We start from the raw sequence: 26,639 nt of genomic DNA on the forward strand, positions 1-26,639 counted from the left end.
GCATAGTTTAACCTGCCGCGCGCGTTAGGGCACGCCATTTCCGGCGTGCCCCTGCGCGGCGGTGTTATTTGACCGGCGGCACAGGCACGGCAGCCGCCGGCGCGCTGGCAGCGGCGGCTGCCTTGGCGGCCTTGGCATCGGCTTCAGCCTGGCGCTCGGCCAGGCGCTGGGCCACGCGTTTCTGGCGCGCCACGGCGTCAGCCTGTTTCTTCGCATAGGCTGCTTCGCGGGCGGCGCGGCGCGGCGCCTCGGCCGCATCGTCGGCGGCTTGTTTCGCCACTTTCGCCGCTTGCTCAGCCTCGCGCTCGGCAACGCTCTTGCCTTGCGGCTTGGGCGGCGCCGGATCGGGCGTGACCACTTTCACGGGCTTGGGCACGGCCGCGGCCCGCTGCTCGGCATCGAGGCGCGCACTTTCCTGCGTCCTGGCCAGGTCGATATCGCGCAGGCGCACGGACTCGGCGCGCTTGAAATAATTCGCTTCCGCGTCGATGGCGCGCAGGCGCACGAGGATCAGGCGGCGCTTTTCCTTGGCCTTGTCGAGGCAATTATTCACGAAAAACTTGTTGTAGCACTCGATTTCGCGCGCGGCAAACTCGTTTTCCGCCGCTTCGCGCTCGCTGGCCGACTGCTTCAGCTTGGCGTCCGCCTCTTCCACGGACAAGGTGGCGGGCACCTGCGGTGCGCCGACCTCATCCAATGCCGCAGCCCCCTTGTGCGCGCAGGCGGACAACGCCAGGACCAGGCCCAGCGCCGCACCCAGCTTGTATAGTGTATTTGCCATCATGTTCCTTATCCCTGCCTCAAACGATCGCGTCGGCCGCGCCGCGCTGTTCTTTTTCCATGTATTCGCGCGATTGCATCTCGATGATACGCGAAACGGTGCGGTGAAACTCGTTGGCCAGCATGCCGTTCGTGTACAGCTCATCAGGCGGCACTTCGGCCGACATGATCAGCTTGACCTTCTGGTCATAAAACACGTCGATCAGCCAGGTGAAGCGGCGCGCCTCGGACGACTGCGCCGCCGACATGGCCGGTATGCCGGACAATATCACCGTATGGAAGCGGCTGGCGATTTCCAGGTAGTCATTTTGCGAGCGGGGCCCGCCGCACAGGGTGGCGAAATCGAACCAGATGATGCCGCCGGCGCGGCGCAGGCAGTGGATTTCGCGGCTTTCGATGCGGATGCGCGCATCTTCGTCGGCCGTCTCGGCGATGCGCGTGTAGGCGTCGCGCAGGGCCCGGTCCGTGTCCGCGCCCAGCGGCGTATAGTAACTCTCCACCTGCTCCAGCGCGCGGCCGCGGTAATCGACGCCGGCGTCGACGTTGATCACGTCGAGCTTGTCCTTGAGCAGCGCGATGGTCGGCAGCATGCGGTCGCGGTGCAGGCCGTCCGGATACAGCAGGTCGGGGTCGTAATTCGAGGTCATGATGAAGGACACGCCATTGGCGAACAGGGCCGACAGCAGGTTGTACAGGATCATCGCGTCGGCGATGTCCGAGACGTGGAATTCATCGAAACAGATGAGGCGGTATTTCTTGGCGATGCGCTTGGCCACCTCGTCGAGCGGATCGGCCACGCCTTTCAATTCATCGAGCTGCTGGTGCACGCCGCGCATGAATTCGTGGAAGTGCAATCGCGTCTTGCGCACCAGGGGCACGACCGAGTAAAAACTGTCCATCAGGAACGATTTGCCGCGCCCCACCCCGCCCCACATGTACACGCCCTTCGGCACGGCGGGACGATTCAGCAGGCGCTTGAAGGTGCTCGAGCGCTGGCCCTTGTAGGCCACCCACTCGTCATAGCACAGCTGCAGGCGGTCGACCGCGCGCCGCTGGGCGGCGTCGGCCTTGAAATCACGCTTCTGCAACGCGTGCTGGTAAAACTCTTCTACGTTCATGGGATTCGCTTTAACGCACAAGGGCGCCGGCGGAAAAAAATCCGCGAGCGCCCCTGCTGGACTAACTACAATTAGAAGTTCAAGGTACGCTTGTCAACCGCCAGTGCCGCTTCCTTGGTCGCTTCGGACAGCGATGGGTGAGCGTGGCAGATGCGCGCGATGTCTTCGGCCGAGGCCTTGAATTCCATCGCCACGACGGCTTCGGAAATCAGTTCGGACGCCATCGGGCCGACGATGTGCACGCCGAGGATTTCATCGGTGGTCGCATCGGCCAGGAATTTCACCATGCCCGAGGTGTCGCCCAGCGCGCGCGCACGGCCGTTGGCCATGAACGGGAAGGTGCCGGCCTTGTAGGCGATGCCTTCCGCCTTCAGGGTTTGCTCGGTCTTGCCGACCCACGCGATTTCCGGCGAGGTGTAGATTACCCAAGGAATCGTGTTGAAGTTGGTGTGGCCATGCTGGCCGGCGATACGCTCGGCCACGGCAACGCCTTCTTCTTCGGCCTTGTGCGCCAGCATCGGGCCGCGCACGACGTCGCCCACTGCCCACACGTTCGGCAGGTTGGTCTTGCAGTCGCCGTCGACGGCGATGAAGCCGCGCTCGTCCAGCTGCAGGCCGACCTTGTCGGCGCCCAGGCCGTTCGTGTTCGGCGTGCGGCCGATCGAGATGATCAGCTTGTCGAACACGGCTTTTTGCGCTTCGCCCTTGGCGTCCACGAATTCCACGGTGACGTCTTTCTTGCCTGGCGTGATCGTACCGATCTTGCAACCGAGGTTGATCTTCAAGCCTTGCTTGGTAAACAGCTTAGACGCTTCCTTGGCGATCTGCTCGTCCACGGCGCCCAGGAAGACCGGCAGGCCTTCGAGCACGGTGACGTCGGAACCCAGGCGGCGCCAGACGCTGCCCATTTCCAGGCCGATCACGCCGGCGCCGATGACGCCCAGCTTGGCGGGTACGGCGTCGATGGCCAGTGCGCCCGTGTTCGACAGGATCAGTTTTTCGTCGAATGGCGCGCCCGGCAGTTCGCGCGCGTTCGAGCCCGTGGCGATGACCACGTGCTTGGCCGACAAGGTTTCGTTGGCTTCGCCCGTCACGCTGATTTCATACGCGCCAGCGGCGGCGGCAGCGAAAGCGGCGCGGCCGTGGAAGAAGGCGATCTTGTTCTTCTTGAACAGGTACAGGATGCCGTCGTTGTTCTGCTTGACGACGGTGTCTTTGCGCTTGAGCATCTGGCCCAGGTTCAGCTTCAGGCCGGCGACGTCGATGCCGTGCTCGGCGAAGCTGTGGCCCGCGTGTTCGAAATGCTCGGACGATTGCAGCAGCGCTTTCGACGGGATGCAGCCGACGTTGGTGCAGGTACCGCCAGGAGCGGCGCCGCCCTTGGCGTTCGACCACTCGTCGACGCAAGCGACGGAAAAGCCCAGCTGCGCTGCGCGGATGGCGGCGATGTAGCCGCCAGGGCCCGCACCGATGACAACTACGTCAAATTGTTTAGTACTCATGTTTTGTTATTCCAATCTCTTCGTCTGGTACGAAAATCCACAATAGAAGGTAAATCACCACGCCGAAGCCGAAGGTCAATGTAAACAGGACGAAGACGAGGCGCCAGATCCACGCTTCCATGCCGGAAGCGCGGCCCAGGCCGCCGCAGACGCCGCCAAGCCAGCGGTCGTCGCGCGAACGGCGCAGGCGGTTGAATTCCTGCACCAGGTCGTTCGCCGGGCCGGCAGCGGCACCGGCGCCGGACGTGCTGTCCGGCTTGTCCAGGTTGATATTGCTCAGGAGCTTGGCTTTCGCTTGCGCGAATTCCGCGTCGCTCAGGGCGCCCGCCAGGTGCAACTCGTGCAGACGCTTGATTTCTTCAGAGATGTTCATAGGAATCCTCTTTCATTGAGATCAGCCAGCTGCGTCTTCTGGCAAGGGGTATCAGCTACATTGCCCCGGCGGCTACGCCGGGGGACTACAGTGCTTACAGGTCCAGCAGCAGGCGTGCAGGATCTTCCAGCGCTTCTTTCATCGCCACCAGGCCCAGGACGGCTTCGCGGCCGTCGATGATGCGGTGGTCGTAGGACATGGCCAGGTAGTTCATCGGACGCACCACGATCTGGCCGTTTTCGACAACGGCGCGGTCCTTGGTCGCATGCACGCCCAGGATGGCCGATTGCGGCGGGTTGATGATCGGGGTCGACAGCATGGAGCCGAAGGTGCCGCCGTTCGAGATCGAGAACGTGCCGCCCGTCAGGTCGTCCAGGGTCAGCTTGCCTTCCTTGGCTTTCGCGCCGAATTCACCGATTTTTTTCTCGATGTCGGCGATCGACAGCTGGTCCGCGTTGCGGATGATAGGCACGACCAGGCCGCGCGGCGAACCGACGGCGATACCGATGTCGAAGTAGCCGTGGTAAACGATGTCGTTGCCGTCAACGGAAGCGTTGATGATCGGGTACTTTTTCAGGGCAGCGACGGCGGCCTTGACGAAGAAGGACATGAAGCCCAGCTTGACGCCGTGCTCTTTCTCGAACTTGTCCTTGTACTTGTTGCGCAGGTCGATGACCGGCTGCATGTTCACTTCGTTGAACGTGGTCAGGATGGCGTTCGTCGATTGCGATTGCAGCAGGCGCTCGGCGATACGTGCGCGCAGGCGGCTCATCGGCACGCGCTCTTCAGGGCGGTCGCCCAGGTTGGCGGCCGACGGCGTGGCAACTTGTTGCAGCGCCGGCTTGGCAGCGGCTGGCGCCAGCGGCGCAACGGCTGGCTTGGCGGAAGCGGCCAGGGCGTCGCCCTTGGTCACGCGGCCATCTTTGCCCGAACCGGCGACGTCGCCGGCGGACAGGCCTTTTTCGGACAGGATTTTGGCGGCGGCAGGCATGGCGACATCGCCTTTGGTCGCAGCAGCTGGCGCCGAAGCGCTGGCGGTGTCTTGGGCAGCGGCAGCCAGGGCTGGCGCAGGCACGGCGGAGACTTCCATCGGGCTGACCTTGGCCGAGCCGTCGGTATCGATGATGGCGATGACTTCGCCGGCAACGACGGTGGCGCCGTTATCCTTGATGATTTGCACGATCACGCCAGCGGCCGGCGCCGGCAGTTCCAGCACTACTTTATCGGTTTCGATGTCGATCATGTTTTCGTCGCGCGCGACTGCTTCGCCGACTTTCTTGTGCCATGCCAGCAGGGTCGCTTCCGCAACCGATTCCGACAACTGGGGAACTTTGACTTCGATTTGTGCCATGTAAAACTCCGTTTATTTTGTTATTGCGGCGCCGCCCTGCGTAGCAAGGGCGGCGCTCCGTCATGATGTATGCGAGCAGGCGCCATGCACTCGCATGGCGCCCCTTATCGAGCCACTTACTTGGTCAGGATAAAACCCTTCAGCTTCGAGAATGCCGTTTCCAGCAGGTCTTTTTGCTGGGCGTAGTGCTTGTCATAGTAACCGACAGCAGGCGACGCCGAAGCAGGACGGCCGGCGTAGGCCAGACGCTGACCCGATTCCAGGCCTTCGAAGATGTTGTGCTGGATCTGGAACCAGGCGCCCTGGTTTTGCGGCTCGTCCTGTGCCCAGACGACTTCGACCAGGTTCGGGAACTTCTTCAGTTCAGCAGCGAACGACTTGTGCGGGAACGGATACAGCTGTTCCAGGCGCACGATGGCCGTGTCGGTCTGGCCACGGGTCTTGCGTGCGTTGACCAGGTCGTAGTAGACCTTGCCCGAGCAGGCGACCACGCGCTTGACTTTCTTGGCGTCGATTTTGTCGTCGACTTCGCCGATGACGGTCTGGAAACCGCCCTTGGCCAGGTCGGTCAGCGGCGAACCGGCATCCTTGTTGCGCAGCAGCGACTTCGGCGTCAGGATGACCAGCGGCTTGCGGAACTGGCGCACCATCTGGCGGCGCAGCAAATGGAAGATCTGCGAAGCCGTCGTCGGCTGCACCACTTGCATGTTGTTGTCTGCGCACAGCTGCAGGAAACGCTCGGGACGCGCGGACGAGTGCTCAGGACCCTGGCCTTCGTAACCGTGCGGCAGCATCATGACCAGGCCCGAAGCGCGGCCCCACTTCACTTCGCCGGAGCTGATGAATTGGTCGATCACCACTTGCGCGCCGTTGGCGAAGTCGCCGAACTGGGCTTCCCAGATCGTCAGGGTGTTCGGTTCAGCGGTCGAGTAGCCGTATTCGAAGGCCAGTACGGCTTCTTCGGACAGCACCGAGTCGATGACGGTGAACGGCGCCTGGTTGTCCGACACGTTTTGCAGCGGAATGTAGGTGCCTGCATCCCAACGCTCGCGGTTCTGGTCATGCAGCACGGCGTGGCGGTGCACGAAGGTGCCGCGGCCGGCATCCTGGCCCGTCAGGCGGATGGCGTAGCCGGACGATACCAGCGATGCGTAGGCCAGGTGTTCGCCCATGCCCCAGTCCAGGTTCATTTCGCCGCGGCCCATGGTGGCACGGTCGCCCAGCACTTTTTCCACCAGCGAGTGGACCTTGAAGTCTTCCGGCACGGTGGTGATGCGGGTGGCCAGGCGTTTCAGTTCCGTCATCGGCACGGCGGTGTCGGCCGAATCGGTCCATTTCTTGTTCAGGAACGGCAGCCAGTCGACGGCGTACTTGTTCTTGAAGTTCGAGATGACGGGATCGACGGTGTGCTTGCCGGCGTCCATGGCGTCGCGGAACGCTGCCACCATCTTGTCGCCGCCATCGGCAGGGATCACGCCTTGCGCTACCAGCTTGTCCGCGTACAGCTTGCGGGTGCCTGGATGCTGGCCGATCTTCTTGTACATCAGCGGCTGCGTCAGTGCCGGCGTATCTTGCTCGTTGTGGCCAAGCTTGCGGTAGCAGATGATGTCGAGGACGATGTCCTTCTTGAATTCCATGCGGTAGTCGAGCGCGATCTGCGTCGCCAGTACCACGGCTTCCGGATCATCGGCGTTGATGTGCAGGACCGGTGCTTCGATCATCTTGACGACGTCCGAGCAGTACAGGGTCGAGCGTGCATCGCGCGGATCCGAGGTGGTGAAACCGATCTGGTTGTTGATCACGATATGCACCGTGCCGCCGGTATGGTAGCCACGGGTTTGCGCCAGATTCAGCGTTTCCATGACCACGCCCTGGCCGGCGAAAGCGGCATCGCCGTGCACCAGGATAGGCAGCACTTGCGCGCCCTGCGCGTCGCCGCGGCGGTCCATGCGGGCCTTGACGGAACCTTCGACCACAGGGTTGACGATTTCCAGGTGCGACGGGTTGAACGCCAGCGACAGGTGGACCGGGCCGCCTGCGGTGGAGATGTCCGACGAGAAGCCCTGATGGTATTTCACGTCGCCGGCAGGCAGGTCATCGCCATGCTTGCCTTCGAATTCTTCGAACAGTTCCTGCGGCGCCTTGCCCAGGGTGTTCACCAGCACGTTCAGGCGGCCGCGGTGGGCCATGCCGATCACGATTTCCTGCACGCCTTTTTCGCCGGCGCGCTGGATGGTTTCATCCATCGAGGCGATGAAGGTTTCGCCGCCTTCCAGGGAGAAGCGCTTCTGGCCCACGTAGCGGGTGTGCAGATAGCGTTCCAGGCCTTCAGCCGCGGTGAGGCGGTCGAGGATGTGGATTTTTTTCTCTGGGGTGAAATTCGGGGTGGAACGGATCGATTCCAGTTTCTCTTGCAGCCAGCGCTTTTCGGCCGGATCGGAGATGTACATGAATTCGGCGCCGATCGAACGCGTATAGGTATCGCGCAGATAGTTGAGCAGATCGCGCAGGGTGGCGGTCTCGGGGCCAAAATAGGTATTGCTGATGTTGAACACGGTGTCCATGTCCGCGTCGGTGAAACCGTAGAAGCTCGGCTCGAGCTCAGGGATCATCGGACGCTCCTGGCGTTGCAGCGGATCCAGGTTGGCCCAGTGCGAACCGAGGTAGCGGTAAGCGGCGATCAACTGCGTGGCGGCGACGCGCTTGCGGCCCATTTCAGCATCGAAGGAAGCGGTCACTGTGCGGATCGGACCTGCTTTTGCGCGCTCGGCGAACGAGGCGACGACGGAGGCATGTGCCACGTCAGGCTTGTTGGTGCCATCGACGGCAGGCACGTGCTGCATTGCGTCGAAGTAGGAACGCCAGTTATCGGGTACCGAGCCTGGATTGTTCAGATACGCCTCGTACAGGTCTTCCACGTACGGAGCATTCCCACCGAACAGGTAGGAGTTGGTCGTTAATTGCTGCATATATTGCTCACCTTTCTTCGCGCTTCGCGAGGAATTAGCGGGTTAATCTAACCTTCCGCGACACGGCCTGACCGGTTAGCGGATTGCACATCAAGTTGTGGGGAAGGGCTTTTTTATTGCACCAGCATTCTGCATACCGTCATTTAGAATAGCACGCGGTATTGTAACGCAACAACTGCAAGTTGAATTTTATTTGGCAAGCAAATGTAAGCTGTGTTGTTGATTTTCCCGGGCTTGCAAGCCTGTCACTGTTGTGCTTACGGCACATCGGCGGCCCTGCCGGCGTGCCGCTTGCGCCCAACTGGTCTGCCCGGCAACGGCCCCGCCGCGATGGCCGCCAGCCAATCAGGATCGCCGGCAAACCACTCGACCAGAAAGTCGAGCATGGTGCGCAGCAGCGGCGACATGTGCTGGCGCGAAGTGTAGACACCATAGATGCCCATATCCTGCGGCACGTAAGCGGGCAGCAGTTCCACCAGCTGTCCGCTGGCGATCAGCGGCGCGGCCGAATAGCGCGGCTGCATGGCGATGCCCGCCCCCGCCACCGTGGCCACCAGCAAGACCAGCGACTCATTCGCCGACAGGCGGCCGCTGACGGGGACAGTGAGCGCTTCCCCGTCATGCGTAAATTGCCACAGGCTCTTGCCGAAATACGTGTACGTCAGACAGTTGTGCAGGGCCAGGTCTTCCGCCCGGCGCGGCGTGCCGTGCGCCGCCAGGTACGATGGTGCGGCGCACACCACCGACGCGCAGCTGGCCAGCTGGCGCGCGATCAGGTTCGGTTCAAGCGCGTTCGTGATGCGGATCGCCAGGTCGATGCGCTGTTCCACCAGGTTGACGGCGCGGTTCTCCATCTGCAGGTCGACGGCGGCGCGCGGGTAGCGCCGCAGGTAAGCGGTCACTGCGCCAGCGAGCGCCGTCTGCGCCAAGGATTGCGAGCAGGTGATGCGCAACAAGCCGTGCGGCGTGTCGACGCCCTCGGGCGAGGTGACGGCCATGGCGCCGGCCACTTCCAGCATCTGCCGGCAGCGCGCCAGGGTGGCGTCGCCCGCATCCGTCAGGCTCAGGCGGCGCGTGGTGCGATGCAACAGGCGCGCCCCCGCCCACTCTTCCATCTCGGCCAGGTAGCGCGTCACCATGGCGCGCGACATGTCGAGCGCCTCGCTGGCGGCCACCATGCTGCCCCGCTCGGCGATGGCGACGAATACTTGTGCGGCGGTGATACGGTCCATGCGCTACTCCTTGATTCATCCGATCCATGCAACTAAGTATTGCAATCTACCCTATTTGTCGCGCCTGGTCGAAAGGATAATATGCGAGATGAGCACCTAATGCAGAAAGAATAATATGTTTGCACGCGCCGCCCTTCCCTCCCGTACCTTGGAAACCTTCCAGCTCGATGTACTGGGCCGCGCACCGTCCACTTCGCTGCTGCTGAGCGGCGTGGCCGACGCCATCCTCGTCAATGCCCAGTTCCTGCGCGACGATGCGGCGCAGTTAGCGCACACCATCGCCGCCAGCGGCAAGCGCCTGATCACCATCTATATCAGCGCGGCCGAACCGCAAGCGTATTTCGGTCTGGACGTGCTGCGGCTAGCCTTTCCGCAAGCCCGCATCCTCGCCAGCGGCGCCACGGTCGAAGCGATCCGCCGCCAGGCCAGCGCCAGGGTCGCCCACTGGGGCGGCATCCTCAAGCACAATGCGCCGCGCTGCATCGTCATGCCCCAGCCCTATGAAGGCAGCAGCCTGCAGCTGGAGGGGCGGCAGGTCGCGCTGCGCCAGCTCGAAGCAGCGCTGAACTGAGGCCGCTCCGGCCGGTTCTACAACGCAGCCAGGAAGCGCTCATACTCTTGCGCGCTGCGCGCCAGCCGCTCGGCATAGCCCGTTTCTTTCGGCCCGTCTTCCGCGCCATAGAAGGCGAAGAAGCGGCCATTGTCGGCGCCGATATACGCCAGGGTGACATCGAACGGCGCCAGCAGCTGCGCCAGGGTGACGTTCCACTTGCCTTGCGGCGTGAAGTCTTCCTCGCGGATGCCTGCCGTGACGGCCAGCGCCACCTTGCGGCCCCTGAAGGCGTCGCCGCCCGAGCCGTAGGCCCAGCCATACGCCAGCACCTCGTCGAGCCACCGCTTGAGCAGGGGCGGGCAGTTGAACCAGTACACGGGGAACTGCAAGACCACGTGGGCGTGCGACTCCACCAGCTCCTGTTCGCGCGCCACATCGATGTGCCCGTCCGGATAAGCCTGGTGCACGTCGTGGATGGTATAGCGGTCCGGATACCGCGCCAGTTCCTGCAGCCAGCGCTTGTTGGCCACCGACGTGGCGAGGGAGGGATGGAAGACGATCACAAGGGTTTTCATCATGCTGCTTTCCTGAAAATGAAAGGGATGCACCGGCCCCGCCTTTTCAAAAAAGCAGGCAAGCCGATGCCCTGCTCTATGGCGCACCGCACGTGCCGCGCGCTTCCAAGGGCAGAAACAGCATAGCCATGCTGGGTACTTTTCACAAGTACGCACATTAACTACCCATACCATACAAAAAGTAAGCTACTAGACTATGGAAAAGCGCCTTGCCAGGTGCATCCGCATCAGACTGGCTGGTGCCGCTCGCCCCACTCGCAGAGGGTATGCAGCACGGGGATCAGCGAGTCCCCCTTGCTGGAGAGCGAGTATTCCACCTTGGGCGGCACTTGCGGATACTCCTTGCGGACGATCAGCGCGTCCGCTTCCAGCTCCTTCAGCACGACGCTGAGGGTCTTGAAGGCGATGCCGCCCAGATGCCGCTTGAGTTCGTTATGCCGCAGCACCTTGTTTTCCGCCAGCGCGTACAGGATCAGCATCTTGTATTTCCCGCCGATCAGCGACAAGGTGTAGCCAAATGCAGTCTCGCCGAGGGCCACGCCGCTCGGGGCGCAGGTTTCTTCATTCATCGCGTTGTGCTTCCTGTTGGTCAGAGTGCGAGCATAACAGCCCGGCGGCCCCGGCTTGCGTCGAGCACGCGCATAAAAAAACGGGCCGAAGCCCGTTTTTTTGTTTGCTCGATACCGCTCTGGATTAACGCTTGTCCAGTGGCAGTACTTCACGCGTGGTCGAACCGACGAACAGCTGGCGCGGACGGCCGATCTTTTGCTCTGGGTCGGCGATCATTTCGTTCCACTGGGCGATCCAGCCGATCGTACGGGCCATAGCGAAGATACCGGTGAACAGCGATACAGGGATGCCCAGCGCCGATTGCACGATGCCCGAGTAGAAGTCGACGTTCGGGTACAGTTTGCGCGACACGAAGTATTCGTCGTTCAGCGCAATCTTTTCCAGTTCCATCGCCAGCTTGAACAGCGGATCGTCTTGCAGACCCAGTTCTTGCAGCACTTCGTAGCAGGTTTCACGCATCAGCTTGGCGCGTGGATCGAAGTTCTTGTACACGCGGTGGCCAAAGCCCATCAGCTTGACGCCCGAGTTCTTGTCCTTGACTTGCGCGATGAAGGCAGGGATGTTCTCGACGGTGCCGATTTCTTTCAGCATGTTCAGTGCCGCTTCGTTGGCGCCGCCGTGGGCAGGGCCCCACAGGCAGGCGATACCGGCAGCGATACAGGCGAACGGGTTGGCGCCCGACGAACCGGCCAGACGGACGGTCGAAGTCGATGCGTTTTGCTCGTGGTCCGCATGCAGGATCAGGATGCGGTCCAGGGCGCGCACCAGCACGTCGTTGACCTTGTACTCTTCGCACGGGTTGGCGAACATCATGTGCATGAAGTTGGCGCTGTACGACAGGTCGTTACGTGGGTACACGAACGGCTGGCCGACCGAGTACTTGTAGGTCATGGCGACCAGGGTCGGCATCTTGGCGATCAGGCGGATGGCCGACACTTCGCGGTGACGCGGGTCGTTGATGTCCAGCGAGTCATGGTAGAACGATGCCAGCGCGCCGACGGTGCCCACCAGGACCGACATCGGATGCGCGTCGCGGCGGAAGCCACGGAAGAAGAATTGCATCTGTTCGTGCACCATCGTGTGCTTGGTGACGGTGTCGACGAACTTGGCTTTCTGCGCCGCGTTCGGCAGTTCGCCGTTCAGCAACAGGTAGCACGATTCCATGAAGTCGGCGTTGACGGCCAACTGCTCGATCGGGTAACCACGGTACAGCAGCTCGCCCTTGTCGCCGTCGATGTAGGTGATCGACGAGTTGCAGGCGGCCGTCGACATAAAGCCTGGGTCGTAGGTGAACTTGCCGCTACCGGCGTACAGTTTGCGGATGTCGATGACATCCGGGCCAACCGTGCCTTTGTAGATTGGAAATTCAAGCGATGGGCTGCCATCGGAGAACGACAGGGTAGCTTTTGTGTCAGAGATATTCATGGGCTCTTCCTTCTCGGGAGTGAGTCGAAATTAAAATCAAAAATTCTGGCTGCAATTCGCACCGCATTCGGCAGTGCTACAGCGCGCCACTCGCACCGTTTGCAATATATCGCCCAGGCGTCTAGGCAATGCGCAGTCGTTGCAGCAGTGCGCGCACATGCGGCAGATCGACTTCGCCTTCCGGCTCTTTACGGGCCAGTACCAGATCCATTAACGCATTGTCCGATAAATCCAGCAAACGCGTCAGCGCGTCAACTTCTTCATCGGTCAATTCGGTTTCATACGCATCGAGAAAACGGGTCAGGATAATGTCGTTTTCCAGCAGGCCACGGCGTGAACGCCAGCGCAGGCGGGCGCGGTTGGCCGGGTCGGCCTGATGCGAGGACAAAATTGATTCTGTCATTTGGTTTACCACTTTACGTGTGCCTTGCGGCACGGTGCTGCTTTGCAGGCGCCGCCTGCAGGCAAGAGAGGATACCCTCTTCCGGCAAACGGCGCCCGGCGGACGCGATCAGGAGGATCAGATCGCGCGGCGGACCATCAATTCCTTGATCTTGCCGATCGCCTTGTTCGGGTTCAACCCTTTCGGGCAGACGTCGACGCAGTTCATGATCGAATGGCAGCGGAACAGGCGGTACGGGTCTTCCAGGTTGTCCAGACGCGCACCCGTGGCTTCGTCGCGCGAATCGGCGATGAAGCGGTAGGCTTGCAGCAGGCCGGCAGGACCGACGAACTTGTCCGGATTCCACCAGAACGACGGGCACGACGTGGAGCAGCATGCGCACAGGATGCACTCGTACAGGCCATCGAGTTCTTCGCGCTGTTCCGGCGATTGCAGGCGCTCTTTTTCAGGCGGGATCGAATCGTTGATCAGGAAAGGCTTGATCGAATCGTACTGCTTGAAAAATTGCGTCATGTCGACGATCAGGTCGCGGATGACCGGCAAGCCTGGCAACGGACGCAGCACGATAGGCTCCGACAGTTCGTTCAGGTTGGTGGTGCATGCCAGGCCGTTCTTGCCGTTGATGTTCATCGCGTCCGAACCGCACACGCCCTCGCGGCACGAGCGGCGCAGGGCCAGCGAGTCATCGACGTCCGCCTTGATGCGCTGCAGTGCGTCGAGCAGCATCTTGTCGGTGTCTTTCAGTTCGACCGTCAGGTCTTGCATGTACGGCTTGGCATCCTGGTCAGGATCGTAGCGGTAGATTTTGAATTTAAGAGTGCGTGCCATGGTATAGCCTTAGAAAGTACGTGGTTTCGGTTTGAAGGTATCAACCGTCAGCGGCTTGGTCACGACCGGCTTGTATTCCAGTCGGTTGCCTTCCGAATACCACAGAGTGTGCTTCATCCAGTTCTCGTCGTCGCGTTGCGGATGGTCGTCCTGGGCGTGCGCGCCGCGCGATTCCTTGCGGGCCGCTGCCGAAACGATGGTCGCTTTCGCCGTTTCGATCAGGTTGTCCAGCTCCAGCGCTTCCACGCGGGCCGTGTTGAAGACCATCGATTTATCCTTGAAGGAGACGTGCTTGCGGCGCTCGTCGAGCTTCATGATTTCTTCGACGCCCTTGCTCAGCATCTCGTCGGTACGGAACACGCCGCAGTACTTCTGCATCGTTGCGCGGATGTCGTTGGCCACGCCCTGCACGGTTTCCGTGCCGGTCGAGTTTTCCAGGCGCGCCAGGCGGCCCATGGCGAAATCGGCAGCGTCGGCTGGCAAAGGCTTGTTTTCCTTGGCTTTCAGGCCGCTGTTGACGATGTGGTTGCCGGCCGCGCGACCGAAGACCACCAGGTCGAGCAGCGAGTTCGTGCCCAGGCGGTTGGCGCCGTGCACGGAAACGCAGGCGCATTCGCCGATCGCGTACAGACCGTTGACGACCTTGGCCGAATTATCCGGACCGGTCGGGGTGACGACCTGGCCGTGGATGTTCGTCGGGATGCCGCCCATCTGGTAGTGAATCGTCGGCACGACAGGAATCGGTTCCTTGGTGGCGTCGACGTTGGCGAACTTGTGGCCGATTTCCAGGATCGACGGCAGGCGCTTGGCGATGGTGTCGGCGCCGATATGGCGCAGGTCCAGCATCACGTGGTCCTTGTTCGGACCGCAGCCGCGGCCTTCCTTGATTTCCTGGTCCATCGAACGCGAGACGAAGTCGCGCGGCGCCAGATCTTTCAGGGTCGGTGCATAGCGCTCCATGAAGCGTTCGCCTTCGCTATTGATCAGGATGCCGCCTTCGCCGCGCACGCCTTCGGTGATCAATACGCCCGCACCGGCCACGCCGGTCGGGTGGAACTGCCAGAATTCCATGTCCTGCAGCGGCAGGCCGGCGCGTGCCGCCATGCCCATGCCGTCGCCGGTATTAATGAACGCATTCGTCGACGCGGCGAAGATGCGGCCTGCGCCGCCCGTTGCCATGACCGTCGTCTTTGCTTCCAGGATCATGCATTCGCCGGTTTCCATTTCCAGCGCGACAACACCGATCACGTCGCCTTCGGCGTCACGGATCAGGTCAAGTGCCATCCATTCGACGAAGAAGTGCGTACGGGCACGCACGTTGCGCTGGTACAGCGTGTGCAACAGGGCGTGGCCGGTACGGTCGGCTGCCGCGCAAGCGCGCTGCACCGGCTTTTCGCCGAAGTGGGCCGTGTGGCCGCCGAACGGACGCTGATAGATGGTGCCGTCAGGGTTGCGGTCGAATGGCATGCCGAAGTGTTCCAGTTCGTACACGACCTTCGGTGCTTCGCGGCACATGAATTCGATGGCATCCTGGTCGCCCAGATAGTCGCCGCCCTTGACGGTGTCGAACATGTGCCAGAACCAGTTGTCTTCGGCCATGTTGCCGAGCGACGCGCCGATACCGCCCTGCGCTGCCACGGTGTGCGAGCGGGTCGGGAAGACTTTCGACAGAACTGCGACGTTCAGGCCGGCTTCAGCCAGCTGCAACGACGCGCGCATGCCGGAACCGCCGGCGCCAACGATGACCGCATCAAAGCGGCGGGTAGGGATTGCAGATTTATATGCTGCCACGATTACACACTCCAGAGTATCTGTACCGTCCAGCCGGCACAAGCGATCAACCACAGCATGGTGGCAATTTGCAGGGTCAGACGGAGGCCAGCGCTTTTCACGTAGTCCATCCAGATGTCGCGTACGCCGACCCATGCGTGGTAGAACAGGGCGACGAAGGTCACCAGGCTGAACAATTTAAACCACTGCTGTGCGAACAGACCAGCCCAGCCTTCATAGCTGAAGTTGCTGCCAGTCAAGAAAGAAATAAGCAGGATGGCAACATACGCCACCATGACGATGGCGGTGACGCGCTGCGCCAGCCAGTCGCGCAAGCCGTAATGGGCACCGACGACGAGGCGTTTCGGTCCGATATTATTGTCTGCCATGTTTAAAATACTCCAAACAGTTTCAAAGCGACCAAAGCCGTCAACACCAGGCTCACGACCAGCACGGACGACGCGGTCTTGCGGGCCGAATCTTTTTCGATGGCAACGTGCACATCCATGAACAGGTGACGGATACCGGCGCAGAAGTGGTGCAGGAAGGCCCAGACCAGACCCAGGGTGATCAGCTTGACGAACCAGTGCGAGGCGATGCCCTGGAAGTAGGCATAGGACATTTCGGAACGCAGGCTCAGTTCCAGCATGTACAGTATGCATGGCAGCAAGGCGAAAATGATGAAACCGCTGATGCGATGCAGGATCGAGACGATGGCGCCGACAGCCATGCGGTAGTTCGACAATTCGGTAACATGAATGTTACGGAATTGCGGCCGTTCTTTTTTTGGTACTTCTCTTACGGCTTCAGACATAACAAAAACCTCCCCTTTGAATTTCAACTAAATATTGAAGCCGCGATTTTCGCCGATTTTCGCAACCCATACCAATATCTATTGTTACATATAACCAAAATGGTTTTTTACTACAAAATACCGCGCTACTTTCCGTAGTTCACGTAATTTAATTACAGAATCGCTGGCAAAACACGGCCCGCCGGGGGCGGGCCATGTTGTCGCTGCGCTTTCCGTTGTCTCCGTAGCCCGCCTTGCGACAGGCATCTTGCAAGCGATGCACTTCAGCCTTGCCGCTTGTGCGGACACCCGCAGGCGCCCCGCAGCTTCAGCTGAGTTCATTCTGATAATGGTGGCGACTGGTCAGGTACAAGCCCCGGCGCAGTTCGACCGGCTTGTCGCCGTAGGTAAACGACACGCGCTCGGAACTGAGCAAGGGCGTGCCGAGGTCGATATTCAACAGTTGCGCGGCGCCCGCGTCGGCGCACACGGCGCGGATCTGCTCGGACGCGCGTATCATGCGCGTGCCGAATTCCGTTTCGAACAGGCCGTACATGGGCCCCTTGTATTCCACCAGGCGCTCGGCCGTCAGACCCTTGAAGATCAGGCCGGGCAGCCACAGCTCTTCGACGATGGTCGGCACGCCGTCGAAATACTGGACGCGCTTGATGAAGATGACGGCGTCGCCGGACTTCAGGTCCATCAGGCGCGCCACGTCGGCCGGCGCGCGCACGCGCTTGACTTCGATGAATTTGCTTTCGGGATAATGCGGCACGCCTTCGTCCGGCACCAGGCGCAGGAAGCGGAAATGCGCGCGCGCCTCATGGTGGGTGGAAACGAAAGTGCCCTTGCCCTGGCGGCGCATGACGAGATTCTCGGCGGCCAGCTCATCGATGGCCTTGCGCACCGTGCCCTGGCTGACCTTGAAGCGGCCGGCCAGCTCGACCTCGCTGGGAATGAGCTCGCCCGGTTTCCATTCGCCCGATTGCAGGCTTTGCGTGATGAGCGCCTTGATCTGCTGGTACAGGGGACTGAAGGTGGGCGAAGCAGTGACTGCAGGCACGGCGGACGCAGTGGTATTGCTGGCGGCCGTCACGGTGACTGGCGTACTGGCCGCCGCGGGGACGGGCGTGGCCGGGGTGCCCGCGGTCGGACTGACCGCCCCGCTTGCAGCAGTGGCATTGTTGGTCAGATTGGACGAGGCGGAATTCATAGTCCGACATTTCAACACAAATCACTGCCCGCGTCCAGTAAAACACACGCGGTTATCTGTCTTATATAAGACATAAGATATGATTGACAGATAGGGATCGGAGGCCTAAACTGCCCTCGATAAAACATGTGAGCCCGCGTTTTATGTTGTCGGCCAGCCACTCTGGCTTCGTGCAGCACGAGCGTGACGGCAGCGTACACCAGCAATTCGGTGGCGCGGGCCGGTTTTGGTATCATTATAGTTTTTCCGGATAAGCGTAAGCCCAGCTTCAAGCCCGTTTTCTTTCCCATTTTTGGAGATTCATCATGGCTAAAACCCCAATGCGTGTTGCAGTGACCGGCGCCGCCGGCCAGATCGGCTACGCCCTGTTGTTCCGCATCGCCAATGGCGACATGCTCGGCAAAGACCAGCCTGTCATCTTGCAACTGCTTGAAATCCCGGACGAAAAAGCCCAGAAGGCGCTCAAGGGCGTGATGATGGAAATCGACGACTGCGCCTTCCCGCTGCTGGCCGAGATGACCGCCCACTCCGATCCGCTGACCGCCTTCAAGGATGTCGACGTGGCCGTACTGGTTGGCGCGCGTCCACGCGGCCCAGGCATGGAACGCAAGGACCTGCTGGAAGCGAACGCGCAGATCTTCACGGTGCAAGGCAAGGCGCTCGACGCCGTCGCTTCGCGCAACGTCAAAGTGCTGGTGGTCGGCAACCCTGCCAACACCAACGCCTACATCGCCATGAAATCGGCGCCATCGCTGCCGGCGAAAAACTTCACCGCCATGCTGCGCCTGGACCACAACCGCGCGCTGTCGCAAGTCGCTGCCAAGACCGGCACCGCCGTGAAAGACATCGAAAAGCTGACCGTGTGGGGCAACCACTCGCCAACGATGTACGCCGACTACCGCTTCGCCACCGTCAACGGCAAGGCTGTGAAAGACCTGATCAACGACCAGGAATGGAACGCCAACGTGTTCCTGCCAACCGTCGGCAAGCGCGGCGCTGCCATCATCGAAGCGCGCGGCCTGTCGTCGGCAGCGTCGGCAGCGAACGCCGCCATCGACCACATCCATGACTGGATGCTGGGCACGAACGGCAAGTGGACCACCATGGGCGTTCCTTCGGATGGCTCGTATGGCATCCCGGAAGGCACCGTGTTCGGCTTCCCGGTCACCACCGACAACGGTGAGTACACGATCGTTCAAGGTCTGGAAATCGATGCATTCTCGCAAGAGCGCATCAACCTGACCCTGAAAGAACTGACCGAAGAGCGCGAAGGCGTGAAACACCTGCTGGCCTAAGTCCAGTTCTGGCGGCGCGGCGCAAACGTGCCGCCCGCCACGAAGGCCGCCCCGCGAGATTCGCGGCGCGGCTGTTTTATCAAGTAGTCTTTACCTGCAGAAATGCCTTAAGCATGCACCCTTCCGAGGTTTTATTCCAAGGCAAACGCCAGCCGCTGTTGCTCGCCGCTTGCGACCACTACGCCGGCTCTGAAAAGCTGATGCGTAAATCGATTGCTTTGCAACAAGAGCTTGGTCCCCTGTTCGACATCACGTTCGACTGCGAAGACGGCGCCAGCGCCGGCAATGAAGAATCCCACGCCCTGATGATCGCCGGCCTGCTGGCCAGCGACGACAACCAGTTCAACCGCATCGGCGTGCGCGTGCACGACGTCGACAGCGCGTTTTTCGCGCGCGACGTGGAAATCATCTGCACGGCCGCATCCCGCCTGGCCTACATCGCCGTGCCCAAGGTGGCCGGCGTGCAGGACGCCATGCTGGCCATCGACCTGATCAACCTGCACGCGCGCCGCGCCGGCCGCGACAACCTGCCCGTGCACATCCTGATCGAAACGCACGGCGCGCTGCGCGACGCCTATGCGATCGCCGCCCTGCCCCAGGTCGAATGCCTGTCCTTCGGCATCATGGATTTCGTCTCGGCCCATTACGGCGCCATTCCCGCCGCCGCCATGCGCACGCCGGGCCAGTTCACGCACCCGCTGGTGGTGCGCGCCAAGCTCGAAGTGGCGGCCGCCTGCCACGCGCACGGCAAGGTGGCGTCGCATAACGTGACGACGGACGTGCGCGATTCGGCCGTGGTGGCCAACGATGCCCAGCGCGCGACAGCCGAGTTCGGCTACACGCGCATGTGGAGCATCCACCCGGACCAGATCAAGCCCATCATCAAGGCCTTTACGCCGCGCCTGTCCGAAGTCAACGAGGCCAGCAACATCCTCAACGAAGCGCTGCGCGCCAACTGGGGGCCGATTGCGCAAAATGGCCGCTTGCACGACCGCGCCAGCTACCGATATTATTGGACCGTTTTGCAACGCGCCAAACTGGCGGGCCTCGGCCTGCCCGAGGCGGCTGCTGCATTACTCAACACCCCCTCTTCCAGCACCACTGAAAACTGACAGGAATTACACGATGTCCCTCTCCAAATTAGCAATTGCCTGCAGCGTCGCGCTGGGCGCCATGACCCTCACGCTGGCGCCAGCCAGCTTCGCCGCCACGGCAGAGGCAAATCCCAAGGCCGTCAAGGCCAAGCCAAAGGCCAAGGCCGCCAAGGCAAAAGCTGCCGCCAAGGAAGCCCATCCGCTGGCCATGTCGGTCGCCGACAAGGAAGAAGCCGATGAACCGAACACGGCAGGCTCGGCCTCCACCGATTTCAATTGTGAACTTGGTAATAAAATTACCATCTACACCAATGCTACTGACGACAAACACATCGCCCTGCGCTGGAAGAAGCGCCTGCACCGCCTGAGCCGCGTTGGCACCACCACCGGCGCCAACCGCTTCGAGAACCGTCTGTATGGTCTCGTGTGGATCGGCATCCCGGCCAAAGGCATGCTGCTCGACTCCAAGCAGGGCCGCCAGCTGGCCAATGAATGCAAGGATGCGGAGCAAGCCAAGCCGGCGGCAGTGGTGGAAGCCGCGCCATCGCTGGGCGTGCTGCCGGCGACCGGCGGCTGATGTGCGTAGCAAGGGCCTCTTCGGGGGCTCAGTCATGTTTTGTAATTTGAATAATCAATAAGACGATACCCAACAAGGAGAGGTCATGTCCCGCAACACTCTGAACACGCTCAAGGACTTTAATATTTCGGACAGCAAGAAGGGCAAGCTGTATTCCCTGCCTGCGCTGGAAAAAAGCCTGGGCATCAATGTCTCCCGCCTGCCAGTGTCGATTCGTATCGTGCTCGAATCGGTATTGCGCAACTGCGACGGCAAAAAAGTCACCGAAGAACACGTCAAGCAATTGGCGAGCTGGGGCCCGACCGCCGAGCGCACCGACGAGATCCCGTTCGTAGTGGCGCGCGTCGTGCTGCAAGACTTCACCGGCGTACCGCTGCTGGCCGACCTGGCAGCGATGCGCAACGTGGCCGCCAAGATGGGCATCAACGCCAAGAAGATCGAACCGCTGGTACCGGTCGATCTGGTGGTCGACCACTCGGTGACCATCGATCACTACCGCGAAAAGAAAGCGCTGGACCTGAACATGAAACTGGAATTCTCGCGTAACAACGAGCGTTACCAGTTCATGAAATGGGGCATGCAGGCATTCGACACCTTCGGCGTCGTGCCGCCGGGCTTCGGCATCGTCCACCAGGTCAACCTGGAATACCTGGCGCGCGGCGTGCACCACGCAGGCAAGAAAGCCGGCGACGTGTACTACCCTGACACCCTGGTCGGCACCGACTCGCACACCACCATGATCAACGGCATCGGCGTGGTCGGCTGGGGCGTGGGCGGCATCGAGGCGGAAGCCGGCATGCTGGGCCAGCCGGTCTACTTCCTGACGCCGGACGTCATCGGCGTCAACCTGTCGGGCGCATTGCGCGAAGGCTGCACCGCCACCGATCTGGTACTGACGATTACCGAATTGCTGCGCAAAGAGAAAGTCGTCGGCAAGTTCGTCGAATTCTTCGGCGAAGGCACTGAGTCCTTGACCCTGACGGACCGCGCGACGATCGCCAACATGGCACCGGAATACGGCGCGACCATGGGCTTCTTCCCGGTCGACGAAGCGACCATCGACTACTTCAAGGGCACCGGCCGCAGCAAGGCTGAAATCGCCGCGTTCGAAGGCTACTTCAAGGCGCAGAACCTGTTCGGCGTGCCAAAAGCCGGCGACATCGACTACACCCGCGTGGTGGAACTGGACCTGGCATCGGTCGCTCCGTCGCTGGCCGGCCCGAAACGCCCGCAAGACCGTATCGAAATCGGCAACGTCAAGGCCAACTTCGCCGAGCTGTTCGCCAAGCCGACGACCGAAAACGGCTTCAACAAGAATCCGGCCGACCTGGCTGCCGTGTACGAAACGACGAACGGCGTGAAAGTGTCGAACGGCGACGTGCTGATCGCCGCGATCACCTCGTGCACCAACACCTCGAACCCGAGCGTGATGCTGGCTGCCGGCCTGCTGGCCAAGAAAGCCGTGGAAGCCGGCCTGAAGGTCGCTCCGCACATCAAGACCTCGCTGGCTCCCGGCTCGCGCGTCGTGACCGAATACCTGACCGCCGCCGGCCTGCTGCCCTACCTGGAAAAACTGGGCTTCGGCGTGACCGCCTACGGCTGCACCACCTGTATCGGCAATGCGGGCGACCTGACGCCCGAGCTGAATGCAGCGATTGCCACGCACGACATCGTCGCGTCGGCCGTGCTGTCGGGCAACCGCAACTTCGAAGCGCGTATCCACCCGAACATCCGCTCGAACTTCCTCGCTTCGCCACCGCTGGTCGTCGCCTACGCCATCGCCGGCAACATGACGCGCGACCTGATGACGGAACCTGTCGGCAAGGGCAAGGGCGGCAAGGACGTCTACCTGGGCGACATCTGGCCGACCTCGGCTGAAGTCTCGGCCATGATGAAGTTCGCCATGAACGCCAAGGTATTCAAGGACAACTACGCCGACGTCAAGGGCGCGCCAGGCAAGCTGTGGGAAAAAGTCACGACCGTGTCCGGTCAAGTCTACAACTGGCCGAAATCGACCTACATCGCGGAACCGCCGTTCTTCGACAACTTCTCGATGACGCCAGCGGCAGTGGCCACCGGCATCGAAGGCGCGCGCGCACTGGGCGTGTTCGGCGATTCCATCACCACCGACCACATCTCGCCAGCCGGCTCGATCCAGGAAAACGGTCCTGCAGGCAAATGGCTGAAGGAAAACGGCGTCCTGAAAGCGGACTTCAACTCCTACGGCTCGCGTCGCGGCAACCATGAAATCATGATGCGCGGCACGTTCGCCAACGTGCGTATCAAAAACCGCATGATCCCTGCGAAAGCGGACGGTTCGGCGGTCGAAGGCGGCATCACGATCCACCAGCCTTCCGGCGAGCAAATGTCGATCTACGACGCAGCGATGAAATATGTTGCTGAAGGCACGCCAACCATGGTCTTCGGCGGCGAAGAGTACGGTACGGGTTCGTCGCGCGACTGGGCAGCCAAGGGCACCCAGCTGCTGGGCGTGAAAGCCGTGATCACCCGTTCGTTCGAGCGCATCCACCGCTCGAACCTGGTGGGCATGGGCGTGCTGCCGCTGCAATTCATCGGCGACGACAGCGTGCAGACGCTGGGCATCACCGGTAATGAAACCTTCGACCTGAAAGGCCTCGAAGGCGAAATCAAGCCACAGCAACTGGCTACCCTGGTGATCCACCGCGCCGACGGCAGCAGCCAGGAAGTCAAAGTCCTGCTGCGCATCGATACGCCGATCGAAGTCGATTACTACAAGCATGGCGGTATCCTGCCATTCGTGCTGCGTCAACTGCTGGCCGAGTAATCAGCCCAGCTGTGAGGTAAGATCAAAGCGCCGGTTCCGACCGGCGCTTTTTTTCGTCCCTGCGCCCCGTTCCGACTTGAAATTTCGACTATTGGCATGATCTAAGGACAGCTTACGTATTGCGTGCGGCTGAATCCTCTACAATACGGTTATAAGGGTTTATCATTGTTTGACTGATCCATTTTTTTCACTTTCCGAGACTCTTATCCCGCTATGCGTCGTCCTTCCAAAGATTCATCCCATAAACTGACTGCCGACAGCCAGCGCCTGGTCACCTTTGCCCAGGCGATCGTACAGGCAGCCAGCCGTCTCGAAGAGCGGTCCTGGGAACACAGCCTGGATACGCAGCTCCAGAAATTACTCAAAACCGGCCACCAGGACACCATCGACAACACCCTGGGCAGCCTGTTCAAGGAAGACTTGAACGCCTACGACGTGCTGATGGACTGCGTTGAAGCCATCAGCGAATCGACCGTCGTCACACATGAAGACGTGCGCTACGACGCCCTGCTCGTCGCCGTGCCCATCCTCGCGTGGACGCGCTTTTCCATCGCCTCCGGCCCCATGGCCGGCGACGCGCACGGCGTGCTGTCCGCGCATTTCGCCGCCCACCTGCTGGCCGACGGCACGAAGATGGCCATGGCGCCCACCCTGTATTCGATCGACCAGCTGCCGCGCAGCCACGTCGAGACCTATGCCAAGACGCAAAAGCTGGCCCTGGCCGCCCTGAAGGGCACGGCCGTCAAGCCCTCCAGCAAAGAAGCGGAAACGGCACCCTTCCTGGCCGATACGCGCTACCTGCTGGTGGCCGTGGTGGCGCCTGCCGGCGCACCGCTGTTCCGCTGGCAGACGCCTTCGAGCCAGCTCGACTTCATCGCCGAGCGCAGCGCCGCCCTGGAACAATGGCGCACGCAGGCGACGCCGACCATCGCCCGCCTGCTGCCCGGCTGCGGCCTGGAATTGCTGCTGCCGGAAGCGTACTACGTGGCCTGCCGCGAAGCGGACAAGCTGATACGTCCCGTGTCCGTGCGCGCCGCCGTGCACTACCTGACGCACACGCTGGCCATCGAACCGTCGGAACTGCGCGCCGTGATCGCCGGCTTCGGCGAAGAGGCGGCCGACGGCCAGGTCGACGAGTACCGCATCGCCTTCACCCTGCGCCAGGCGCCGGACGTCATCTACGGCATCGTCTGGCCCCTGTACGGCCAGGAAGACGAGGATGGCACGCCGATCGAAGGCCTGATCCAGGTCGGCATCGCCGCGCTGGACAAGCAAAAGACGCCCGTCGATGAAATCATCGAACACCTGAACGCCGCCGGCGTGACGCAGATCAAGCGCCACGCGGAACGTTTTGTCGGAGAGTATTGCGACGACTGCGGCGCCCCCCTGTTTGCCGACCCGGTCGGCGAACTCGCGCATGCGGAAATGCCGGAAGATACGCCGCAGGGCACCGAGCATTTCCATTGATGCGGGCTTGTCGGAGTACGCGCGCAGCGCTAATCCGACCTACGATGCCGGCATAGGCCGTAGGCCATATTAGCCGGAACGGCGTAATCCGACTACGGTTTGAAGAGGTGTCGATGCAATAGGTGTCGATATAATGGTTGAAAGGCAGGCCGTAGGTCGGATTAGCCGGAACGGCGTAATCCGACAACAGCGTTGGCGCATAAAAAAGGCGGAACCCCGGTTCCGCCTTTTTTATTTCAACGTCATTTAAAACACTATCACCACTGCGAGAACGGGTGGCGGATCAGGTTGGCATTGTAGTAGCGCGCATCGCCCGACACTTCCGCGCCTATCCATTCCGGCTTCTCGAAGGGCTGGTCTTCCGAGGCCAGTTCGATCTCGGCCACGAGCAAGCCCGCATTGACGCCCAGGAACTCATCGACTTCCCATACCATGCCCGCGTGTTCGATGCGGTGGCGGTACTTTTCGATCAGCGGCTGTTCGCACAGGCCGTCGAGCAGTTCGACGGCGTCGGCCAGCGGGATCGGATACTCCCACTCGCCACGCGTCGCCCCCACATTGGCGCCCTTGATGGTCAGCATCGCCTGTTCGCCCTCGATGCGCACCCGCACCACGCGCTCGCGCGCGGACGACAGGTAGCCCTGGCGCAGCAGTACTGTCTGCCCCAGGCCGCGCCAGGCATCGCCTTGCAGCAGGAATTTACGCTCGATCTCGACGCCCATGATCAACGCCGCTCAATCCAGCGACAGCAGGATAGGCTGCAGCATGGCCGCACCCAGGGCCGCGCTGCGCGCGCCGTTCCAGCCCACGGCCGGATCCGGCAAGTCGGCATTTTCCTTGAACGGCATTTCCAGCGTCAGCGCCAGGCAGCCGAAGTGGTGGCCGATGTATTTCGACGCCAGGGTCAGCATGTCCGACTTGTACTTGCTGGCCGCATAGCCGAACTTGTCCTGGAAGTCGGGGCTGGCCTGCTTGTAGCGCTCGATGAAGGCTTTCTGGTGCGCCGCTTGCGCCGGTGTGAAGTTTTCCAGCATTTCGTTGCCGGCCACAAAGTTGTACGGCAGCGCCTCATCGCCGTGGATATCGAAGAACATGTCGACGCCCGTTTCGTGGATCTTGTTTTTCACGCACAGCACTTCCGGGCTGGATTCCAGCGATGGCGTCATCCATTCGCGGTTCAGGTTGGCGCCAGCCGCATTCGTGCGCAGGTTGCCGCGAATCGAGCCGTCCGGGTTCATGTTCGGCACGATGTGGAACACGGCGCGCTGCAAGAGTTTGCGTGCGATCGGGTTGGCGTCGTCGAGCAGCGAGTCGATCAAGCCTTCGACGAACCATTCGGCCATCGATTCGCCCGGATGCTGGCGCGCGATGACCCAGATTTTCTTTTGCGCCTGCGGATTGCCGATGGTAACCATGTTCATGTCGCGGCCATCGACCGTGCTGCCCAGGTCCGATACGCGCGCCAGCGGATGCTCGGCCACTTCGCCCAGCAGGCGCAAATGGCGTTCCCACGAGTACGGTTCGAAGTAGGCGTAGTACACGCTGTCAAGTTCCGGCGTGTGCGAGATCGTCATGACCTGGCCGTCGAACGTCGTCGGCACGCGGAACCAGTTTTCGCTGTCGTAGCTGGCCACGGCCTGGTAGTCTTCATAGCCGGCCGGATAGGTGGCCTGGCCCGCGTTCAGGAAGCGCATCGTGCATGCCTGGCCGCGCGCGCCCTGCAGGCGGAAGTGGAACCACTGGTGGATGTCGGCGTGGCTATCCTTGCGCAAGTTCAGGTCGATAGCGCCGGCGCTGGTGGCGCTCACCACGTCGATGGCGCCCGAGTCGAAGTTCTGGCTGATTTTAATGGTCATGTAATGATCCCGTCCGAATGTAAGTGTGCCGGCGTCGCCTCGCGGGCGGCCGCCGTTGCGCTAAACGCAGTGTAAGCTATCCCTCTATT

General features: G+C 61.5%; 24 protein-coding genes. 6 read left to right on the forward strand and 18 right to left on the reverse strand.

Translation table 11 applies throughout. The features are described 5' to 3' along the window. Positions 1-64 precede the first annotated feature (64 nt). From D9M09_RS18895 to D9M09_RS18925, 7 genes are all read right to left on the reverse strand, one after another. Complete coding sequence (locus D9M09_RS18895; protein ID WP_205602269.1) at positions 65-784, reverse strand: hypothetical protein; 720 nt, start codon at positions 782-784, stop codon at positions 65-67. Positions 785-800: 16 nt separating this feature from the next. Then, the gene (zapE, locus tag D9M09_RS18900) at positions 801-1,898 is read right to left on the reverse strand and encodes a cell division protein ZapE (protein WP_070290592.1); all 1,098 of its coding nucleotides are present in this window, start codon (positions 1,896-1,898) and stop codon (positions 801-803) included. Positions 1,899-1,969: 71 nt separating this feature from the next. After that, positions 1,970-3,400, reverse strand: coding sequence for a dihydrolipoyl dehydrogenase (lpdA, locus tag D9M09_RS18905; RefSeq protein WP_121670126.1), 1,431 nt, complete (start codon positions 3,398-3,400; stop codon positions 1,970-1,972). Further along, entirely contained in the window at positions 3,390-3,773 is a 384-nt protein-coding gene (locus D9M09_RS18910) for a PspC domain-containing protein (protein ID WP_070219197.1), read from the reverse strand. The genes lpdA and D9M09_RS18910 overlap by 11 nt, the downstream gene beginning before the upstream one ends. 94 nt (positions 3,774-3,867) lie before the next feature. After that, positions 3,868-5,124: a 2-oxoglutarate dehydrogenase complex dihydrolipoyllysine-residue succinyltransferase gene (gene odhB, locus D9M09_RS18915; protein WP_070219196.1), complete on the reverse strand. Its 1,257-nt coding sequence runs from the start codon at positions 5,122-5,124 to the stop codon at positions 3,868-3,870. 116 nt (positions 5,125-5,240) lie between these two features. Continuing rightward, positions 5,241-8,093, reverse strand: coding sequence for a 2-oxoglutarate dehydrogenase E1 component (locus tag D9M09_RS18920; protein WP_046685725.1), 2,853 nt, complete (start codon positions 8,091-8,093; stop codon positions 5,241-5,243). Between the two features lie 257 nt (positions 8,094-8,350). Next, positions 8,351-9,325: a LysR family transcriptional regulator gene (locus D9M09_RS18925; RefSeq protein WP_121670127.1), complete on the reverse strand. Its 975-nt coding sequence runs from the start codon at positions 9,323-9,325 to the stop codon at positions 8,351-8,353. A 115-nt stretch (positions 9,326-9,440) separates the two neighbouring features. On the opposite strand from D9M09_RS18925, the gene D9M09_RS18930 reads away from it, so the two are divergent. Next, positions 9,441-9,896, forward strand: a complete 456-nt coding sequence (locus D9M09_RS18930; RefSeq protein WP_121670128.1) for a hypothetical protein — start codon at positions 9,441-9,443, stop codon at positions 9,894-9,896. A gap of 17 nt (positions 9,897-9,913) precedes the next feature. Here the strand turns inward: D9M09_RS18930 and D9M09_RS18935 are convergent, their stop codons facing one another. The 9 genes from D9M09_RS18935 to D9M09_RS18975 form a co-directional block, all read right to left on the reverse strand. After that, the gene (locus D9M09_RS18935) at positions 9,914-10,456 is read right to left on the reverse strand and encodes an NAD(P)H-dependent oxidoreductase (protein WP_121670129.1); all 543 of its coding nucleotides are present in this window, start codon (positions 10,454-10,456) and stop codon (positions 9,914-9,916) included. Between the two features lie 224 nt (positions 10,457-10,680). Then, the gene (locus tag D9M09_RS18940) at positions 10,681-11,022 is read right to left on the reverse strand and encodes a winged helix-turn-helix transcriptional regulator (RefSeq protein WP_121670130.1); all 342 of its coding nucleotides are present in this window, start codon (positions 11,020-11,022) and stop codon (positions 10,681-10,683) included. A gap of 124 nt (positions 11,023-11,146) precedes the next feature. Further along, positions 11,147-12,448 carry a citrate synthase gene (gene gltA, locus D9M09_RS18945; protein WP_034752071.1) on the reverse strand — a complete coding sequence of 434 codons (1,302 nt, stop codon included), beginning with the start codon at positions 12,446-12,448 and terminating at the stop codon, positions 11,147-11,149. Positions 12,449-12,569: 121 nt separating this feature from the next. Beyond that, the gene (locus D9M09_RS18950; protein WP_034752073.1) at positions 12,570-12,851 is read right to left on the reverse strand and encodes a succinate dehydrogenase assembly factor 2; all 282 of its coding nucleotides are present in this window, start codon (positions 12,849-12,851) and stop codon (positions 12,570-12,572) included. 117 nt (positions 12,852-12,968) lie between these two features. Further along, positions 12,969-13,679 (reverse strand): succinate dehydrogenase iron-sulfur subunit, encoded by a 711-nt coding sequence (locus tag D9M09_RS18955; protein WP_034752075.1) that lies wholly within the window; start codon positions 13,677-13,679, stop codon positions 12,969-12,971. 9 nt (positions 13,680-13,688) lie between these two features. Then, positions 13,689-15,470: a succinate dehydrogenase flavoprotein subunit gene (sdhA, locus tag D9M09_RS18960; RefSeq protein ID WP_121670131.1), complete on the reverse strand. Its 1,782-nt coding sequence runs from the start codon at positions 15,468-15,470 to the stop codon at positions 13,689-13,691. 2 nt (positions 15,471-15,472) lie between these two features. Further along, positions 15,473-15,838 (reverse strand): succinate dehydrogenase, hydrophobic membrane anchor protein, encoded by a 366-nt coding sequence (gene sdhD / locus D9M09_RS18965; protein ID WP_034752078.1) that lies wholly within the window; start codon positions 15,836-15,838, stop codon positions 15,473-15,475. A 2-nt stretch (positions 15,839-15,840) separates the two neighbouring features. Continuing rightward, a complete protein-coding gene (sdhC, locus tag D9M09_RS18970) occupies positions 15,841-16,263 on the reverse strand; it encodes a succinate dehydrogenase, cytochrome b556 subunit (protein ID WP_034752080.1) in 423 nt (140 codons plus the stop codon). Between the two features lie 307 nt (positions 16,264-16,570). Further along, entirely contained in the window at positions 16,571-17,455 is an 885-nt protein-coding gene (locus tag D9M09_RS18975; RefSeq protein WP_083286946.1) for a GntR family transcriptional regulator, read from the reverse strand. Positions 17,456-17,760: 305 nt separating this feature from the next. Between D9M09_RS18975 and D9M09_RS18980 the strand changes: the two genes are divergently transcribed. The 5 genes from D9M09_RS18980 to D9M09_RS19000 all read left to right on the forward strand — a co-directional run bounded on the left by D9M09_RS18980 (position 17,761) and on the right by D9M09_RS19000 (position 24,694). Further along, complete coding sequence (locus D9M09_RS18980; protein WP_121670132.1) at positions 17,761-18,750, forward strand: malate dehydrogenase; 990 nt, start codon at positions 17,761-17,763, stop codon at positions 18,748-18,750. A 113-nt stretch (positions 18,751-18,863) separates the two neighbouring features. Then, positions 18,864-19,862 (forward strand): HpcH/HpaI aldolase/citrate lyase family protein, encoded by a 999-nt coding sequence (locus D9M09_RS18985; protein WP_070219189.1) that lies wholly within the window; start codon positions 18,864-18,866, stop codon positions 19,860-19,862. A 13-nt stretch (positions 19,863-19,875) separates the two neighbouring features. Beyond that, positions 19,876-20,421: a hypothetical protein gene (locus tag D9M09_RS18990; RefSeq protein WP_070219188.1), complete on the forward strand. Its 546-nt coding sequence runs from the start codon at positions 19,876-19,878 to the stop codon at positions 20,419-20,421. 85 nt (positions 20,422-20,506) lie between these two features. After that, positions 20,507-23,227 (forward strand): aconitate hydratase AcnA, encoded by a 2,721-nt coding sequence (gene acnA / locus D9M09_RS18995; RefSeq protein WP_121670133.1) that lies wholly within the window; start codon positions 20,507-20,509, stop codon positions 23,225-23,227. A 213-nt stretch (positions 23,228-23,440) separates the two neighbouring features. Beyond that, positions 23,441-24,694 (forward strand): DUF2863 family protein, encoded by a 1,254-nt coding sequence (locus tag D9M09_RS19000; protein ID WP_070219186.1) that lies wholly within the window; start codon positions 23,441-23,443, stop codon positions 24,692-24,694. 257 nt (positions 24,695-24,951) lie between these two features. Here D9M09_RS19000 and D9M09_RS19005 read toward each other — a convergent pair whose 3' ends face one another. Both D9M09_RS19005 and D9M09_RS19010 read right to left on the reverse strand, forming a co-directional pair. Beyond that, a complete protein-coding gene (locus D9M09_RS19005; protein WP_070219211.1) occupies positions 24,952-25,416 on the reverse strand; it encodes a CYTH domain-containing protein in 465 nt (154 codons plus the stop codon). A 12-nt stretch (positions 25,417-25,428) separates the two neighbouring features. Continuing rightward, on the reverse strand, positions 25,429-26,550 hold the full coding sequence (locus D9M09_RS19010) for a M14 family metallopeptidase (protein WP_121670134.1): 1,122 nt from the start codon (positions 26,548-26,550) through the stop codon (positions 25,429-25,431). Between the last annotated feature and the right edge of the window lie 89 nt (positions 26,551-26,639).

The sequence above is a fragment of the Janthinobacterium agaricidamnosum genome (assembly GCF_003667705.1).
Taxonomy (GTDB): domain Bacteria; phylum Pseudomonadota; class Gammaproteobacteria; order Burkholderiales; family Burkholderiaceae_D; genus Janthinobacterium.